This window comes from Micromonospora sp. CA-259024 (genome assembly GCF_050936255.1).
Lineage (GTDB): Bacteria > Actinomycetota > Actinomycetes > Mycobacteriales > Micromonosporaceae > Micromonospora.
Genome location: NZ_JBNJND010000001.1, coordinates 3,269,213 through 3,285,308, shown reverse-complemented (window position 1 = coordinate 3,285,308; position 16,096 = coordinate 3,269,213). Strand labels below are relative to the sequence as shown.

At 73.7% G+C, this 16,096-nt stretch carries 16 protein-coding genes; 8 read left to right on the top strand and 8 right to left on the bottom strand.

Annotation, left to right across the window (positions count from 1 at the left end; genetic code table 11):
• The first annotated feature begins 1 nt into the window (after position 1).
• From ACQEUX_RS14330 to ACQEUX_RS14315, 4 genes are read left to right on the top strand one after another with little or no spacing between them, the layout of a single operon-like run.
• The gene (locus ACQEUX_RS14330) at positions 2 to 1,426 is read left to right on the top strand and encodes a PfkB family carbohydrate kinase (RefSeq protein ID WP_433046883.1); all 1,425 of its coding nucleotides are present in this window, start codon (positions 2 to 4) and stop codon (positions 1,424 to 1,426) included.
• Complete coding sequence (locus ACQEUX_RS14325) at positions 1,423 to 2,124, top strand: SDR family oxidoreductase (protein ID WP_433046880.1); 702 nt, start codon at positions 1,423 to 1,425, stop codon at positions 2,122 to 2,124. Before ACQEUX_RS14330 ends, ACQEUX_RS14325 begins: the two co-directional genes overlap by 4 nt.
• Complete coding sequence (locus tag ACQEUX_RS14320) at positions 2,121 to 3,074, top strand: glycosyltransferase family 9 protein (protein ID WP_433046877.1); 954 nt, start codon at positions 2,121 to 2,123, stop codon at positions 3,072 to 3,074. The genes ACQEUX_RS14325 and ACQEUX_RS14320 overlap by 4 nt, the downstream gene beginning before the upstream one ends.
• Positions 3,058 to 4,041 carry a DNA topoisomerase IB gene (locus ACQEUX_RS14315; RefSeq protein ID WP_433046873.1) on the top strand — a complete coding sequence of 328 codons (984 nt, stop codon included), beginning with the start codon at positions 3,058 to 3,060 and terminating at the stop codon, positions 4,039 to 4,041. The genes ACQEUX_RS14320 and ACQEUX_RS14315 overlap by 17 nt, the downstream gene beginning before the upstream one ends.
• 159 nt (positions 4,042 to 4,200) lie before the next feature.
• Here ACQEUX_RS14315 and ACQEUX_RS14310 read toward each other — a convergent pair whose 3' ends face one another.
• The gene (locus tag ACQEUX_RS14310; RefSeq protein WP_433046869.1) at positions 4,201 to 5,235 is read right to left on the bottom strand and encodes a helix-turn-helix domain-containing protein; all 1,035 of its coding nucleotides are present in this window, start codon (positions 5,233 to 5,235) and stop codon (positions 4,201 to 4,203) included.
• Between the two features lie 9 nt (positions 5,236 to 5,244).
• Positions 5,245 to 6,006: a TetR/AcrR family transcriptional regulator gene (locus ACQEUX_RS14305; protein ID WP_433046866.1), complete on the bottom strand. Its 762-nt coding sequence runs from the start codon at positions 6,004 to 6,006 to the stop codon at positions 5,245 to 5,247.
• Between the two features lie 76 nt (positions 6,007 to 6,082).
• On the opposite strand from ACQEUX_RS14305, the gene ACQEUX_RS14300 reads away from it, so the two are divergent.
• Positions 6,083 to 7,678, top strand: a complete 1,596-nt coding sequence (locus ACQEUX_RS14300; protein ID WP_433049838.1) for an MFS transporter — start codon at positions 6,083 to 6,085, stop codon at positions 7,676 to 7,678.
• Here ACQEUX_RS14300 and ACQEUX_RS14295 read toward each other — a convergent pair.
• Together ACQEUX_RS14295 and ACQEUX_RS14290 are read right to left on the bottom strand one after the other, a co-directional pair.
• A complete protein-coding gene (locus ACQEUX_RS14295; RefSeq protein ID WP_433046863.1) occupies positions 7,668 to 8,171 on the bottom strand; it encodes a hypothetical protein in 504 nt (167 codons plus the stop codon). The genes ACQEUX_RS14300 and ACQEUX_RS14295 overlap by 11 nt on opposite strands.
• A gap of 88 nt (positions 8,172 to 8,259) precedes the next feature.
• Entirely contained in the window at positions 8,260 to 9,891 is a 1,632-nt protein-coding gene (locus tag ACQEUX_RS14290) for a RecQ family ATP-dependent DNA helicase (protein WP_433046860.1), read from the bottom strand.
• 156 nt (positions 9,892 to 10,047) lie between these two features.
• On the opposite strand from ACQEUX_RS14290, the gene ACQEUX_RS14285 reads away from it, so the two are divergent.
• Together ACQEUX_RS14285 and ACQEUX_RS14280 are read left to right on the top strand one after the other, a co-directional pair.
• Positions 10,048 to 10,881 (top strand): class I SAM-dependent methyltransferase, encoded by an 834-nt coding sequence (locus tag ACQEUX_RS14285; protein WP_433046857.1) that lies wholly within the window; start codon positions 10,048 to 10,050, stop codon positions 10,879 to 10,881.
• Positions 10,882 to 10,924: 43 nt separating this feature from the next.
• The gene (locus tag ACQEUX_RS14280) at positions 10,925 to 11,560 is read left to right on the top strand and encodes a TetR/AcrR family transcriptional regulator (protein ID WP_433046854.1); all 636 of its coding nucleotides are present in this window, start codon (positions 10,925 to 10,927) and stop codon (positions 11,558 to 11,560) included.
• Positions 11,561 to 11,612: 52 nt separating this feature from the next.
• Here the strand turns inward: ACQEUX_RS14280 and ACQEUX_RS14275 are convergent, their stop codons facing one another.
• A complete protein-coding gene (locus tag ACQEUX_RS14275; RefSeq protein WP_433046851.1) occupies positions 11,613 to 12,563 on the bottom strand; it encodes a TIGR03557 family F420-dependent LLM class oxidoreductase in 951 nt (316 codons plus the stop codon).
• Between the two features lie 99 nt (positions 12,564 to 12,662).
• Positions 12,663 to 12,788: a hypothetical protein gene (locus tag ACQEUX_RS14270; RefSeq protein ID WP_433046848.1), complete on the bottom strand. Its 126-nt coding sequence runs from the start codon at positions 12,786 to 12,788 to the stop codon at positions 12,663 to 12,665.
• A gap of 216 nt (positions 12,789 to 13,004) precedes the next feature.
• Between ACQEUX_RS14270 and ACQEUX_RS14265 the strand changes: the two genes are divergently transcribed.
• Positions 13,005 to 14,495, top strand: a complete 1,491-nt coding sequence (locus ACQEUX_RS14265) for a glycoside hydrolase family 3 protein (protein ID WP_433046845.1) — start codon at positions 13,005 to 13,007, stop codon at positions 14,493 to 14,495.
• Positions 14,496 to 14,546: 51 nt separating this feature from the next.
• On the opposite strand, the gene ACQEUX_RS14260 is transcribed toward ACQEUX_RS14265, so the two are convergent.
• Both ACQEUX_RS14260 and ACQEUX_RS14255 read right to left on the bottom strand, forming a co-directional pair.
• Entirely contained in the window at positions 14,547 to 14,834 is a 288-nt protein-coding gene (locus ACQEUX_RS14260) for a GNAT family N-acetyltransferase (protein ID WP_433046842.1), read from the bottom strand.
• The gene (locus ACQEUX_RS14255; RefSeq protein WP_433046839.1) at positions 14,831 to 16,057 is read right to left on the bottom strand and encodes a cysteine desulfurase-like protein; all 1,227 of its coding nucleotides are present in this window, start codon (positions 16,055 to 16,057) and stop codon (positions 14,831 to 14,833) included. Before ACQEUX_RS14255 ends, ACQEUX_RS14260 begins: the two co-directional genes overlap by 4 nt.
• Between the last annotated feature and the right edge of the window lie 39 nt (positions 16,058 to 16,096).

Below are 16,096 nucleotides of genomic sequence, written 5' to 3'. Positions count from 1 at the left end.
CGTGAGGGGACCTGTGGTGGTGCTCGGGGACACCCTGCTGGACCGGGACGTGGAAGGGGTGGTGAACAGGCTCTGCCCGGACTCCCCGGTGCCGGTGCTCGACGAGACCGCGGCCATCGATCGACCCGGTGGGGCCGGTCTGGCGGCGGTGTTCGCCGCCGCGCAGGGCGCCGAGGTGGTGCTGGTGACCGCGCTCGCCGACGACGCCGGCGGGGCCCGACTGAGCGCGTTGCTCGCCGCCGCTGGTGTGCAGGTGTACCCACTGGCCCTGTCCGGTGCGACGCCGGAGAAGATCCGGCTGAGGGCCCGGGGTCGGGTGCTGTTGCGCCACGATCGTGGCGGCGCGTCGGGCGAGCCGGGTCAGCCGTCCGACGAGGTGCTCCGGGTGCTCGGGGCGGCGTCCGCGGTATTGGTCAGCGACTACGGCCGGGGGGTGGCCCGGCAGCCCGCGCTGCGCGACGCGTTGGCCGCCACCCGCGCGCCGGTGGTGTGGGACCCGCACCCGCGTGGCCCGGCGGCGGTGCCCGGCGTGCACCTGGCCACCCCGAACGAGTCGGAGGTGCGCGAGCTGGTCCCCGCACTGCCCGGCGCCTCCCGACTGGCCGCCGCGTCCCGGGGTGCGCAGGGGCTACGGAGGCGCTGGCGGGCCGGTGCGGTCGCGGTGACGTTGGGCGGCGACGGTGCGCTGCTCTGCCACGCCGGGTCGACGCCGCTGGTGGTGCCGACCCCGGGCAGCGCCGAGGGGGACACCTGCGGGGCCGGCGACCGGTTCGCCGCCGCCGCCAGCCTCGCGTTGGCCCAGGGCGCGTTGGTCTCCGAAGCGGTGCAGGCGGCGGTCGCCGAGGCGTCCGCGTACGTGGCCGGTGGGGGAGTGGCGGCGGCCCTGCCTCCGCCAGCGCCCGCGAGGAGCGCCGGTGTGGTTGGTCCGGGTGGTGACCGGGTGGGAGTCGCCGCAGTGGCGACGCTCCTCGGTGAGGTACGGGCCGCAGGCGGCACGGTGGTGGCGACGGGGGGTTGCTTCGACCTGCTGCACGCCGGGCACGTGGCCACCCTGCAGGCCGCCCGGCAGCTGGGCGACTGCCTGATCGTCTGCCTCAACTCCGACGCCAGCGTGGCCGGGTTGAAGGGGCCGGACCGGCCGGTGATGTCCGAGGGTGACCGCAGCCGGTTGCTGGCCGCGCTGAGCTGCGTGGACGCGGTCCTCATCTTCGACGAGCCGACCCCGGACGCGGCGTTGTCCTGGGTACGCCCGGACATTTGGGTCAAGGGCGGCGACTACGCCACCGGTGGTGGGGACGCCGCGGCCACCCTGCCGGAGGCGGAGGTCCTGCGCCGGTGGGGCGGGAACACGGTGGTGGTGCCCTATCTGGACGGCCGTTCCACCACGGACATGATCGTTCGCTCCATCGGGGAGCGGACCCGATGACCGCGACGCGGCCCGGCGCCGGGCCCACCGTCCTGGTCACCGGCGGCGCCAGCGGGCTCGGCGCGGCGGTGGTCGCCGCAATCGCCGCCTCCGGTGGTCGACCGCTCGTGCTGGACCGGCAGCCGCCGATCGACGGGGTGTCGTGGACCGAGTGCGACCTGGCCGACACCCGGGCCGCCGAGGTCGCCACCCAGCACCTGGCCGAGCAGGCCGGCGGCCTGGACGCGGTGGTCACCGCCGCCGGCATGGACGTGCCGGGCCGACTCACCGACGTGCCGGGGGAGACCTGGGACCGGATCATCGCCGTCGACCTGCTGGCCACCGCAGCGGTGATCCGGGCCGCGCTGCCGTTCCTGCTGACCTCCCGGGGCCGCATCGTCACGGTCGCCTCCACCCTGGGCGTCAAGGCGGTCAGCGACGCCACCGCGTACTGCGCGGCGAAGTTCGGCGTGGTCGGCTTCACCCGCGCCCTCGCCGCCGAACTCGCCGGCCAGGTCGGCGTCACCCTGCTCATCCCCGGCGGGATGCGCACCGCGTTCTTCGACGAACGTGACCCGCAGTACAAGCCGGGGCCGGACGCCAGTCTCAACGATCCCGTCGACACCGCCGCCGCGATCATATTCGCGCTCAACCAGCCGCCCGGCTGCGCGGTTCGCGAGTTGGTGGTCTGCGCCGAGCAGGAGACCTCGTACCCGTGATCCTCGTGCTGCGCGCCCTCGGCGTCGGCGATCTGGTCACCGCGGTGCCCGCGCTGCGGGCGCTGCGGGCCGCGTACCCCGGTCGGGAGCTGGCGCTCGCCGCGCCCGCCTGGCTGGCCCCGCTGGTCGACCTGGTCGGCGGCGTCGACCGGCTGGTGGACACCACCGGGCTGGACCGGCTCATCCGGGTCGGGTCGGCCCCGCAGGTCGCGGTCAACCTGCACGGGCGCGGCCCGCGGTCGCACCGGTTGCTGGCGGCCACCCGACCCGGGCGGCTGCTCGCCTTCGCCACACCGGACGCCGGCTTCACCGACGGCCCGCGATGGGCCGGCGACGAGCACGAGGTGGACCGGTGGTGCCGGCTGCTGTCCTGGTACGGCATCCCGGCTGATCGCAGCGACCTCGCCCTGCGCCGGCCCGGACCGACCGGGCTGCCCAGCGGGGCCACCGTGCTGCATCCCGGCAGCAAGATCCCCGCCAAGCGGTGGCCCGCCGAGCGGTTCGCCGCGTTGGCGCGGACGCTCACCGAACAGGGGCACCGGGTGCTGCTCACCGGATCGGCCGACGAACGGGCGCTGGCGGTCCGGGTGGCCGACGCCGCCGGTTTGGCGTCCGACTCGGTGCTGGCCGGCCGGACCGACCTCGGCGCGCTCGCCGCGCTGGTCGCGCACGCTCGGCTGGTGGTCAGCGGGGACACCGGGGTGGCTCACCTGGCCACCGGGTACGGCACCGCGTCGGTGGTCCTCTTCGGGCCGGTGCCGCCGACCCACTGGGGGCCGCCACCGGATCGGCCCCAGCACCGGGTGCTCTGGGCCGGCGACGGGGATAGGCCCAGGTGGGACGGGGTAGGAAGCCACCCGACGATGGCGGCTCTGCGCCTCGACGAGGTGCTGACCGCCGTGGCCGAGGTGGAAAGGGTGGTGCGGGTCTCCGGTGCGGTTGCGGCGTAGCGACCCGGGCCGGCCGGGATACGGACGACGCCGGCGCGGACGGGGCTGGCTGTTCCTCGATCCGACTGGCGATGCGGTCCGGGATCCGGAGGTCCTGGCCCGGCTGCGGGAGTTGGTCATCCCTCCGGCCTGGCAGAACGTCTGGATCTCACCACACCCGAACGGGCACATCCAGGCGACCGGGATCGACGCGGCCGGGCGCAAGCAGTACGTCTACCACCCGCAGTGGCGGGAGAAGCAGGACGAGGCGAAGTTCGACCACATGCTGGAGGTGGCCCGTCGGCTGCCGGCCCTGCGGGAGCGGGTGGGGCGTGACCTGGACGGCCGAGGGTTGGGCCGGGACCGGGTGCTGGCCACCGTGGCCCGACTGTTGGACATGGGGATGTTCCGGGTCGGCAGCGACCAGTACGCGGCCGGCGACGACCCGACGTACGGGGTGTCCACCCTGCGTCCCGAGCACGCCCGGTCGCGGGGCGGATGCGTGGTCTTCGTGTTTCCCGCCAAGGGAGGCATCGAGCAGGTCCGCCGGATCGAGGACCCGGAGCTGTGCCAGGTGCTGATCAATCTGCGCCGTCGCCGGCGGCAGGCGGACCGGCTGTTCGGCTACTGGGACGGCCGGGAGTGGCGCGACGTGCGCAGCGACGAGGTCAACGGCTACCTGCGCGACGCCAGTGGCGGGGAGATGACCGCCAAGGATTTCCGTACCTGGCACGCCACCGTGCTCGCTGCCACCGAGCTGGCCACCGCCGGCCCGGCCCGCTCGGTGACCGCCCGACGCAAGGCGGTGGTCGCCGTGATGCGGGAGGTGGCCGAGCTGCTGGGCAACACTCCGACGGTGGCACGCGCGTCCTACGTGGATCCGCGTGTGGTCGACCTTTACCACGACGGGGTGGTGGCGTCGGTGGACGCGCGGGCGCCACGTGAGGAGGCCGAACGGGTCGTGCTGGAGCTGCTGGAGAAGGCCTGACCGGCCCCGCCGACGATCCTGGGGGAGAGTGACGGGACCCGGGCCTCCGGCGTCCCCACCGGGCGGCCGCCCGCCGCACCCGCGGCGGGCGCCTCGCCACGGCCCCCGTTGGCGGCCCACCTGGGCCCGATGTGCGGGCGACGGTCGGCCGCGTTGCTGTCAGTCTGCCCCGAGCGAGTTGACCATGGACGCCGGGCGGTTGACGATCCGCGTCGGATGCGAAACGGCGTCGCGATGCTCCTGCGGGCTCGTCCCGTACGCCGCCCGGAACACCCGGCTGAAGTGGGCCTTGTCCGGGAATCCCCAGCGCGCGGCGATCGCCTGCACCGGTTGGTTGCGCAGCGCCGGGTCGCTCAGGTCGCGCCGGCACCGGGCCAGCCGCAGATCCCTGATGTACGCGGCCACGGTCGAGTCCTCGGCCTCGAACAACCGGTGCAGCGACCGCACCGAGATGTGGTGGGCGTCGGCGACGGTCTGTGGGCTGAGCGTCGCGTCGCCGAGGTGCCGGTGGATGTACGCCTGCACCTGGGCGATCAGTGCCCGGCGGCGGACCTCGGTGGGCACCGCGTCCTCGGCGACCAGGTGCCGGCCGAGCATGGTGGTGGCCAGGTCCAGGCCCACCGTGCCGAGCCGGCTGGCGTCGGCGGCATGGTACTGCTCGGGGTGCCCGGTGACCTGCAGCAGGAACTGCGCCAGCAGCGCCCCGATCCCCTCGCTGCCGGACATCCGGCCGCCGTAGAGCGCGGCCATCCGCTCTGGCGGCAGCGGCAACGCGGCGTGCGGGATCAGTGTGATGATCGAGGTCGCCTGGTCGCGTTCGGGCTCGGTCGCGTGGTGGCAGACGTCGTGCGGCCGAGACGCGTCGTAGAACGTGAACTCGCCGGACAGGATCTCGCTGCGGCGACCGTCCTGGCTGGACGTGCCGATGCCGCCGGTGGTGAGGGCGAGCACGTACAGCTCCGGGTCCGACTGGCGGATCAGCTTGCGGGTCCGGGTGGCGTCCAGCGACGGGTACTGGTATTCGACCAGCTGGATCGGGCCGAGCGCGATGAAGTCGGCGCGGGCGGCGAAGTCGTCGGCGTGCGCGGACTGGATGCGCAGCGGCGCCGAGGTGCGCGCGACCAGGTCCAGCCACATTCCGAACCGCTCGCCCGGCGGCAGGACGGTGGTGTCGATGGTGTCTTTCGGCAGCATCCGGCGCCCTTACCCCGCCCGGCGATGGATCAGGGCCTCGATGCCGTCGAGGATCCGGTCCAGGCCGAAGGTGAACTCCTCATCCAGGTCGTCGTCCTGGTTCAGGACGCCGGAGGTCAGCACCCGGTGCAGCGCCGGAAAGCGGGCCGGATCGATGAGCCGGCCGAGCATCCGGGCGTACGCCGGCATCATCTCGCCCGGCTCGATGCCGGCGGCGCGGCTGCCCTCGGCGATCTGCGTGCTGAGGGTGGCCTCGTTGCGGACGTACCCGGTGATCAGCAGCAGCGTGGACATCTTCTCGCTCTCGGCGAGCGCGGTGCCGTCGAGGCAGCGCAGCCCGTGCTCCATCCAGCCGAGCTGCTGCGGGGTGATCGGCGGGCCGGTGATCGGCACGTGCAGCAGCCAGGTCCGCTGCCGCAGCACGTCGTGCTCGGCCCAGGCCCAGCGGGTGAGGCCGGCGCGCCAGTCGTCCTCCGGCGAGGGCGGCCCGGGCGGTGGGCCGTAGCCGGCGTCCACCATGAGCGTCAGCAGTTCGTCCTTGGAGCCGATGTGCCGGTAGAGGGCCATGGTGGCGGCGCCCAGTTCCTTGGCCACCCGGCTCATCGAGACGGCCGCCAGCCCGTCGGCGTCGGCCACCCGCACGGCGGCGTCCACGATGCCGCTCACGGTCAGCCCTGGCCGGGGCCCCTTGGGTGGCCGCTCACGCAACCCCCAGGCGCTCTCGATGGCCGGCGGGATCGCCGGGCCGTTGTCGTCTGTCCTTGCCGCCACGTTTTCCTCCTTGCCTCGCCATCCTAGTTCTGCGTATGGTCTACGCATAACAGCGTACGCCATACGCAGAAAGGAACTGATCATGACGACGACGACCACACCGGCACCCCGAGCGGGCCGGCGGGAGTGGATCGGGTTCACGGTGCTGATGCTGCCGCTGCTCCTGGTCTCGATGGACGTGTCGGTGCTCTACTTCGCCGTCCCGTTCATCAGCGAGGAGCTGCGCCCCACCGGCACCCAGCAGCTCTGGATCTTCGACATCTACGGCTTCGTGCTGGCCGGACTGCTCATCACCATGGGCGCTCTGGGCGACCGGATCGGCCGACGCCGGCTCCTGCTGATCGGCGCCACCGCGTTCGGGGCGGCCTCGCTGCTGGCCGCGTACGCCGACAGCGCCGCGACGCTGATCGCCGCGCGCGCGGCGCTCGGCGTCGGTGGGGCCACCCTGATGCCGTCCACGCTCGCCCTGGTCCGCAACATGTTCCACGACGCCAAGCAGCGCGGCACCGCCATCGGCATCTGGACCGCCACGCTCACCGGCGGCATCGCGATCGGCCCGGTGCTCAGCGGCATCCTGCTGGAGCACTTCTGGTGGGGCTCGATCTTCCTGATCAACATCCCGGCGATGGTGCTGCTGCTCCTGCTCGCCCCGATCCTGGTGCCGGAGTTCCGCAACCCGGCGACCGGGCGGTTCGACCTGATCAGCGCAGCACTGTCGCTCGGCGCGCTCCTGCCGGTGATCTACGGCATCAAGGAGATGGCCCGCGACGGCCTCACCGCGCCGCGGGTGCTCACCATCGTCGCCGGCCTGCTGGTGGGGGCGCTGTTCCTGCACCGGCAGCGGACCCGGGCGTACCCGATGATCGACCTGGCGTTGTTCCGCCGGCGTGGCTTCGCCGGATCGCTCGCGGTCAACCTGCTGGCGATGTTCGCCCTGGTCGGCTTCGCCATCTTCACCACCCAGCACCTCCAGTTGGTGCTCGGCCTGAGCCCGTTGCGGGCGGCACTGTGGAGCCTGGTGCCGTCGCTCGCGGTGGGCGGGATCGCGCCGGCCGCCGCCGCGCTCGCCCAGCGCGTCGAGCGGGCGTACCTGATCGCCGCGGGTTTCGGGATCGCCGCGCTCGGCTTCGCGGTGCTGACCCGGGTCACACCGGAGTCGCCGCTGTGGCTGCTGCTCGTCGGCGCCAGTGTCTACGCGGGTGGCCTGGTCATGGTGATGTCACTCGTCACCGAGCTGGTCCTCGGCGCGGCGCCGCCCGAGCAGGCCGGTGTCGCGTCCGCGCTGACCGAGTCCAGCAGTGAGCTGGGCGGCGCGTTGGGGATGGCGATCCTCGGCAGCGTGGGCGCGGCCGTGTACCGCCGCGAGATCATCGACGGCCTCCCGGCGGGGTTGCCCGCGGATGCCGGCGGCGAGGCCCGGGAGACCCTGGGTGGGGCGCTCGCGGTGGCGCAGAAACTGCCGGCGGATCTGGCCGATGCCGTGCTGCACGCCGCCCGGGGCGCGTTCACCGACGGGCTGCACCTCGCCGCGATCGCCGCCATGGCGGCGATGCTGCTCGGAGCGGTCGCCGCGCTGGTCGCGCTCCGCGGCGTCCGACCGGCCGACCCCACGGCGCTGGCCGCCGAGCCGACCGGTCCGGCCGGTCCGTCGTTGTCGTCCGTCAGTCGGTGAGCACGTGCGCGAGCCGGTCGCGAAAGCGCCGCTCGGAGTCGCTGACGGACTCGCCCCCGATGCCCAGCAGCCCACCACTGGCCGCGGCACCCACCACCTGCTCGGCGATCTGCACCAGCCAGTGCTTGTACGCGCCGGCCTCGCCCTCGTCGACGCGGCCGGCCAGCAACGCGGCGGCCTGGCCGGCCCGCAGCAGGACGTCGTCGATCAGTGCCCGCGGGTCGTCAGGCGAAATGACCGGCAACTCCTCACCGGTCTCCGGGTCACCGACCCGGGTCACGATCTCACCGGCCACGGCGGCGACCAGCGGGCTGGCCGACTCCCGGCCGGCGGCGATGGTCTCCAGCCCGGCCGCGGTCTCCGCCATGGTCCGGCGGGCGCCGTCGGACTCGGCGGCGCTCGCCGCGGTCAGAACCGACTGCGGCAGGCCTACCAGCAGCCCCCACTCCCCGTCGGAGAAACCGAAACCGGTGTACGCCGGCTGCTCGATCACGGCAACGCCCCTTCCGCCCTGCTCTGCTTGGTCAATCGGTGCTCTGCTTGGTCGATCCACCGGGCCCCACGCCGGTGCCCGGGTCAGGCTAGTCCAGGGTCAACAGGCCCTGTTCGGACACCACGCGCACCGACAACGTCTTGTACCCGACCTCATCGAAGAGAACCGTCATCCTGTCCTCCTCGTAGGAGAGCACCAGGCCGTGCCCCCACTCCGGGTGGCGCACCTGACTGTGTACGGGGAACGGCCCGAGCGCCCCCTGGTCGGCGACGCTGGTGCCGTGGTGGCAGTTGTCGCAGTGCCCGCAGACCTGGGTCATCTGTTCGCCGAAGTAGGCCAGCAGCGTCTGCCCCCGGCAGGCGCTGGTCTCGGCGAAGGCCCGCATCATGTCGGTGCGGGACCGGGTCACCGTCTGCTGCCGTTCCGCCTCGGCCAGTGCCGCCGAGGCGGCGTCCGCCGGGGAGGGGGAGTAGCGCGGCGTGCCGATGCGCTGCCGGGCGCGCGGCTCGGCGGCGCCGACCTGCTCCAGCAGGCTGAGGTACTGGCCCAGCTTGCGCGGCCCGAGACCGGTGGCCGCCCGCAGCTCGGTCTTGGTGGCCGGTTCGCGGCGCAGCAGCGCGGCCAGGTCCCGCAGCTCGTCGGCGTCGGGCAGGCCCCCGCTGAAGAACCGTTGCAGGCCGACGTCCTCGGCCTGCCAGAGCAGCAGCACCCGGGCCGGGTGACCGTCGCGCCCGGCCCGGCCGATCTCCTGGAAGTAGCTGTCCGGTGAGTCGGGCAGCGCCATGTGCACCACCCACGCGATGTCCGGCTTGTCGATGCCCATGCCGAACGCCGAGGTCGCCACCATGATGGGGACCTGGTCGGCGAGGAACGCCTCGTGCAGCTCCGCACGGGCGCCGGCCGGCATTCCACCGTGGTAGAACTGCGCCGGGAAGCCGGCGTCGGTCAACCGGGTGGCCAGTTCCTCGGCCGCGCGGCGGGTCGGCACGTAGATGATCCCCGGCCGCTCGTCGTCGCGCAGCAGCGTCACCAGGCGTCGCCACCGGTAGTCCTCGGTGGGGCAGTGGGCCACCTCCAGGAACAGGTTGGGCCGGTCCAGCCCGGAGACCACCACCTCCGGCTCGCGCAGGCGCAATCGGGCGATGATGTCGTCGCGTACCGGCGGGGACGCGGTAGCGGTCAGCGCCACCACCGGCGGCCGGCCGATGCCGTCGATCAGGTGCCCGAGCGCCAGGTAGTCGGGCCGGAAGTCGTGCCCCCAGGCCGAGATGCAGTGCGCCTCGTCGATCGCCACCAGCGCCGGTTTCAGCGAGGCGACCTCGGCCATCCGGTCGGGGTTGCTCAGTTGCTCCGGGGTGATGAACAGGAACTCCGCCCGACCCTCGCGGATCTCGGTGATCGCCTGGGCCTGCTGGGCGGCCGACTCGTTCGAGCTGATCCGCACCGCGCGCAGTTCGGGGCGCTGGCGTTCGTTGAGGGCCGCGATCTGGTCCTGCTGCAGGGCCAGCAGCGGGGAGATCACCACGGTGGGGCCGGGGATCAGGCTGGCCGGGATCTGGTAGATGGCCGACTTGCCGGCACCGGTGGGCAACACCACCAGCGCGTCACGTCGCTTCATCACCGCACGCATGGCGGCCAGTTGGTTGGGCCGCAGCGCCTTCCAGCCGAAAAGGCTCCGGGCCGCGCGGCGCAACGTCATCGAGTGCGTGGTCAGTTTCATCGAGGGCCGGAGGTACCCGACCCGTTCACGCCCGAAACCGTCGTGGGTGGACGGGCCGATCCGGCACCTGTCGACGGGTTGACGAGGAGGCTCGCCGAACACCATCATGAACGTATGTTCGTGAACGAGTGTTCATGATCGATGGAGGTGCGTGGCGTGATCGTCAACGAGCAGCAGGCGCAGGCCTGGAACGGTTACGAGGGGCGGCACTGGGCCGAGCACGCCGACCGTTACGACGCGGTCAACCGCGGCTTCAACCCGCTACTGCTGGCCGCGGTCCGCCCCGGCGACCGGGTGCTCGACATCGGCTGCGGCAATGGGCAGCTGACCAGACTCGCCGCCGCCGCCGGCCACCCTGGCGAGGCGACCGGCATCGACCTCTCCGTGCCGATGCTGCGACGCGCCGCGGCCAGCGCGCGGGTCGAGGGTCTGTCGAACGTCCGGTTCATCCACGCCGACGCCCAGGTCCACCCGTTCCCGGCGGGCCGCTTCGACGTCGCCCTGAGCCGCTTCGGCGTGATGTTCTTCGGCGACCCGGTCACCGCGTTCGACGCCATCGGCCGTGCGCTTCGGCCCGGCGGTCGGCTCCACTTCGTCTGCCTCGACGATGGTTGGGGCGGGGACCTCGGGTCGGTGCTGGCCGCCCTCGCCGACCACCTGCCGCCGTCGGAGACCGACGGCACGGCCGTCGCGGAACCGCTCTCCCTCGCCGATCCCGCGATCGTGCGGCAGGTCCTCACCGACGCGGGATTCCTCGATGTCGCCTGCACGCCGGTCGAGGCGACGCAGCTCTGGGGGCGCGACGCGGCCGACGCCGGCGAGTTCCTCGCCGCCTGGGGCCCGATCCGGCACCAGCTGTCGCGGGTGGATCAGGCCGTCGCGGCACGGGCCACCACGGCACTGACCACCGCGATGCGCCAGTACGAGCAGCCCGACGGGGTACGCCTGCGCGGCACCGCCTGGCTGGTCACCGCCCGGCGCCCCGGCTGACCGCCGGCCGGATCGAGGTCGTCGTGCCTCTACCATGTCGACGATGGCACCGAGGAGAGCGGCGGCGCTGCGCGGCGGCGACCAGAGCCTGCGCGACCACCTGATCGCCACCGCGGAACGGCTGATCGCCGAGCGGGGCGCGGGGCGGCTCACCGTGCGTGACATAGCCCGAGAGGCCGGCGTCGCCGACGGGGTGCTCTACAACCACTTCGCCGACAAGGAGGAGTTGCTCGCGTACGCCCTGCAGGCCCATCTCCGCTCGGCCGAGCGGTTGGCGGGCGCACCGCCCGGGCAGGCGGGCGCCGCCACCGTCGAGGCGAACCTGCGGGCCTACCTGACCTGGGCGTTGGCTCTGCACGCGGCGGTCCTGCCGGCCTTCGCCGGGCTGCTGCACCAGCGCGCCGTCCTGGACCGCCTCGCCGAGCTGCCCCAGCCGGAGGCCGTCGACTGGCCGGTGCGGGTCGCGGTGGCCGACTACCTGCGTGCCGAACAACGACTCGGCCGGGTCGCCCCGCACGCCCGGGTCGACGCGGTGGCCGCGCTGGTCGTCGGTGTCTGCCACGACCTGGTGCTCCAGCACCTGCTGCACCCGGGCGGCACGCCACCGGGCCTACCAGCCGCCGCCATCGACGACCTGGTGGTGACCCTGCTGCACGGTGTCGCCCCGGCCGCCGACTGACCGGGGCCGGGGCGACGCCCGCCGGGGCTGCCGCCGCGCGGCCGGACGGGGCTCAGCGCAGTCGGGGCAGGACCTCGCGCTGGTAGAGGTCGAACAGTCCCTGGTGGTGCGGGCCGGTGTTGGCCACGTAGACCTCGTCGAAGCCGGCCTTGGCGTACTGGTCGATCATCTCCAGGTGCGCGTCGGCGCTGTTGCCGCAGACGAACGCCTCCTTCAGCATCTCCGGCTTGACCAGTTCGGCGGCCTGCTCGAAATGGCGCGGTGAGGGGAGCACCTGGGACAGCTCACCCGGCACCCCCGCGTTGGGCCAGCGCTCGTACGCGATCCGCATGCCCTCGTCCTCGCTCTGCGCGTACGCCGCCTTGAAGCCGGCCTGGCACGGCTTGTCGCCGCCGCCGTTCTCGCGGAAGCGCCGGACCATCTCGCCGTCGGGCATGGTGCTCACGTAGCCGTCGCCGATCCGGGCGGCCAGGTCGATGGACTTCGGGCCGAAGCCGGAGACGTAGATCGGCGGGGGAGTGTCGGGCAGCGTGTAGATCCGGGCGTGTTCGACGGTGTAGTGCTTGCCGTGATGGTTGACGAAGTCGCCGCCCCACAGCGCGCGCAGCACCTCGACGGCCTCCTCCAGCATCTCCAGCCGGACGTCGGTCTGCGGCCAGGCGTCGCCGAAGATGTGCTCGTTGAGCGCCTCGCCGGTGCCGACGCCGAGCACGAACCGCCCGCCGTGCAGCACCGCGCTGGTGGCCGCCGCCTGCGCGATCACGGCCGGGTGGATCCGCAGGGTCGGGCAGGTCACCGCGGTGGTCACCGGCAACGAGCAGACCTGGCTGAGCGCGCCGATCATCGACCAGACGAACGGGCTCTGGCCCTGCGCGTCCACCCACGGGTGGTAGTGATCGGAGATCCACAGCGCCTCGAAGCCGGCCCGTTCGGCACCGCGCGCCTGCTCCAGCAACTCGGCTGGCGTGAACTCCTCACTGGACAAAAAGTAACCGATCTTCATTGCTTCCCCTTCGGCGCGCGGACCCGCTGATGGAGAGAGCGGTACCCGGGTCGCCGTCGACCATGCCCGGTTCGGCGGGTCTCGATCGGTGGGGAACGCTCAGCATCGACCGAACATCGCCCGGATCGCGGCGAGCAGCAGCAGGGCGCCGACCACCAGGCCGAGCAGGCGTACGCCGGGGATGTCGGCGGGGCTCGTCGCGTCGGCCAGCAGGGCGGGATCCATCCCCGCACTCTCCCCGGGACCGCACCATCGGGCAACTGTAAGGTTTATTGACTATTGAATCGCCCGGTGTGACCATGGCAGGACCGCCTGCCGGTGGCGGTGCGCCGAGGGCGCGCGAGAGATGGGGTACGGGGGCCGCATGAGCGAGCGCAACCAGTGGGTCGACGGGGGCGCACCGACGCCGGTGATCGACGCCGACCGCCACGAGGGGGCGGCGTGACCGCGCCCACCGGGCACCTTCCGGCCCTCGCCTCCGCCGTCCTGCAACCCGGGTTCGTCGGCACCACCCCGCCACCGTGGGTGTGCCGCTGGCTCGGCGAGGGCCTCGGCTCAGTAGTGCTCTTCGCCCGCAACGTCGTCGACCCCGCGCAGGTGGCGGCGCTCACCGCGACGCTGCGCGCCGAGCGGCCGGACGTCATCGTGGCGATCGACGAGGAGGCCGGCGACGTCACCCGGTTCGAGTCGGTCCACGGCAGCTCCCGGCCCGGAAACCTCGCCCTCGGCGCGGTGGACGACCCGGGGCTGACCGAGGCGGTCGCCCGGGACCTCGGCGTCGAGTTGGCCGCGGCGGGGATCACCCTCAACTACGCCCCGGATGCCGACGTCAACTCCAACCCGGAGAATCCGGTGATCGGCGTCCGCTCGTTCGGCGCCGACCCGGCGCTGGTCGCGCGGCACACCGCCGCCTGGGTCCGCGGGCTCCAGGCCGGTGGCGTGGCCGCCTGCGCCAAGCACTTCCCCGGGCACGGCGACACCCGCGTCGACTCGCACCACGACCTGCCCCGGATCACCGCCGACCGGGAGCGACTGGACGCCTGCGAGCTGGCCCCGTTCCGGGCCGCCGTGACCGCCGGGGTGCAGGCGGTGATGACCGGCCACCTGCTGGTGCCCGCGCTCGACCCGCAACTGCCGGCCACGCTGAGCCAGCGCATCCTGAGCGGGCTGCTGCGCGACGAGATGGGCTTCTCCGGCGTGGTGGTGACCGACGCGGTGGAGATGCGCGCGGTCGCCGACCGGTACGGCTTCGCCGGGGCGACGGTCCGCGCCCTCGCCGCCGGTGCCGACGCGATCTGCATCGGCGGCGAACGGGCCGACGAGGAGGCGGCCCGCGAGCTGCGCGACGCCATCGTGGCCGCGGTCGTCTCCGGTGAGCTGCCCGAGGAACGCCTCGCCGAGGCGGCCAAGCGGGTCGGTCAGCTCGCCGCCTGGACGGTGGCCGCCCGCACCGCCGGACCGGCCGCAGCGCGCGGTGCCGCCGACGTCGGCCTGGTCGCCGCCCGCCGGGCCGTTCGGGTCACCGCCGCCCAGACCGCGACGGTCACCCTGCCGCTGACCCGTGCGGCGCACGTGGTCGAGTTCGAGCCGCCGCGCAACATCGCCATCGGCGCGGAGACCCCGTGGGGCGTCGGCGCGCCGCTGGGTGAGCTGCTGCCCGGTACGAGCACGGTCCGCTACGCGGAACCCGACGTGCCGGCCGACCCGGGTGCCGGGGCCGGCACCCGCCCCCTCGTCCTGGTGGTGCGCGACCTGCACCGGCACGACTGGATGCGCTCCGCCGTGCAACGCGCGCTGGCCGCCCGGCCGGACGCGGTCGTGGTCGAGCTGGGCGTGCCCGAGCTGGTCACCGGGGCCGTGCACCTGGCGACCCACGGCGCCACCCGGGCCAGTGGTCGGGCAGCCGCCGAGGTGCTGACCGGCGCGCGCTGAGCGCGCGGCCGGCGCGTCCGCGCTGACGGGGCCGGCGCTGACGCGCCGGTCCTACGGGAGGTCGACGACCAGGTCGGCGTACTCGGGGTGCTTGTCGATGAACGCCGCCATGAAGGGGCACTGCGGCACCACCTTGGTGCCCCGGGCGCGGACCTCGTCCAGGGTGCCCCGGACCAGCGCGCCGCCCACACCCCTGCCCTGAAAGCCCCGATCCACCTCGGTGTGGGTGAAGACCAGGATCTCCCCGCGCATCAGGTACGCGGTGAAGCCGGCCAGCGCGTCGTCGACCAGGATCTCGAAGCGGTGCTTCGCCGGGTTGTCCTCGACCAGGGTGCTCATCCGGCCATTCTCCCCGCGCCGTCGGCCAGCACGTCCAGTTCGGCGAGCAACCGGTCCACCTCGTCGGCGGTGTTGTAGTGGTAGATGCTGGCCCGCACCGCGCCGCCGCTGTCGCGCAGACCCATCATCTGGAAGTACTCATAGGCGTAGTAGTCGCCGACGGAGAGGCAGAACCCGGCGGCGCCCAACGCCTCCTGCGTCGCCCCGGGTGACATCCCGGCGACCCGGAACGAGACCGTCGGGCAGCGCCGGGCCGGCGAGCCGTAGACGGTGACGGCCGGGCGCTCCGCCAGCCCGGCGAGCAGCCGGTCCAGCAGCGCCTCCTCATGTGCCTGGGCGGCGGCCAGGCCGGCCCGCAGCCGCGCCCGTCGGTCCCCGACCGCGTCCGGGTCCAACCCGGCCAGGTGATCCACCGCGGCGGCCACGCCGGCCAGCAGCGGGAAGCTCGGGGTGCCGTACTCGAACCGCTCCGGCACCGCGTCGGAGGACGGCACCAGCTTCGCCGGGCGCAGCGCCGCCCAGCGGGCCGGGTCGGCGACCATCGCCGCCAGGTGCGGCCCGGACCACTTGTACGCGCTGGTGACCAGCACGTCCGCGCCGAGCGAGGCAAGGTCGGTCGGCCCGTGCGGGACCGAGTGCACCCCGTCGACGTAGACCAGCGCGCCGACCGCGTGCGCGGTCTTGGCGATCGTCGGCACGTCCGGCATCGTGCCGATGGCGTTGCTTCCGGCGGTCACCGCGACCAGGCGGGTCCGCTCACCGACCAGGTCGGCGTACTGCCCGGCGGGCAGCTCACCGGTGTGCCGGTCGACCTCGGCCCAGCGCACCGTCGCACCGGCCGCCTCGGCCGCCTGCACCCACGGCCGTACGTTCGCGTCGTGGTCGAGCCGGGAGACCACCACCTCGTCGCCCGGGCGCCAGCCCGCGCCGAGCGTGCGGGCCAGGGTGTACGTCAGCGCGGTGGCGCTCGGGCCGAGCACCACGCCGGCCGGGTCGGCGTCGAGCAGGTCGGCCACCGCCGAGCGGGCCTCGGCCACCAGCTCCAACGACCGGCGACCCGGCGTGAAGGCGGCGCTGCGGTTGCCGACCGCCGCACGCATGGTGTCGGTGACCGCGTCGATCACACCGGCCGCGGTCTGGGTGCCCCCGGCCCCGTCGAAGTGGACGAAGCCCTCGGTAAGGGCGGGGTAGGCGGCCCGGGTGCGGGCGATGTCGAAGGGCATGTCGGGACCCTAGCCGGTGCCCTCGTACCCCCGGTCGGC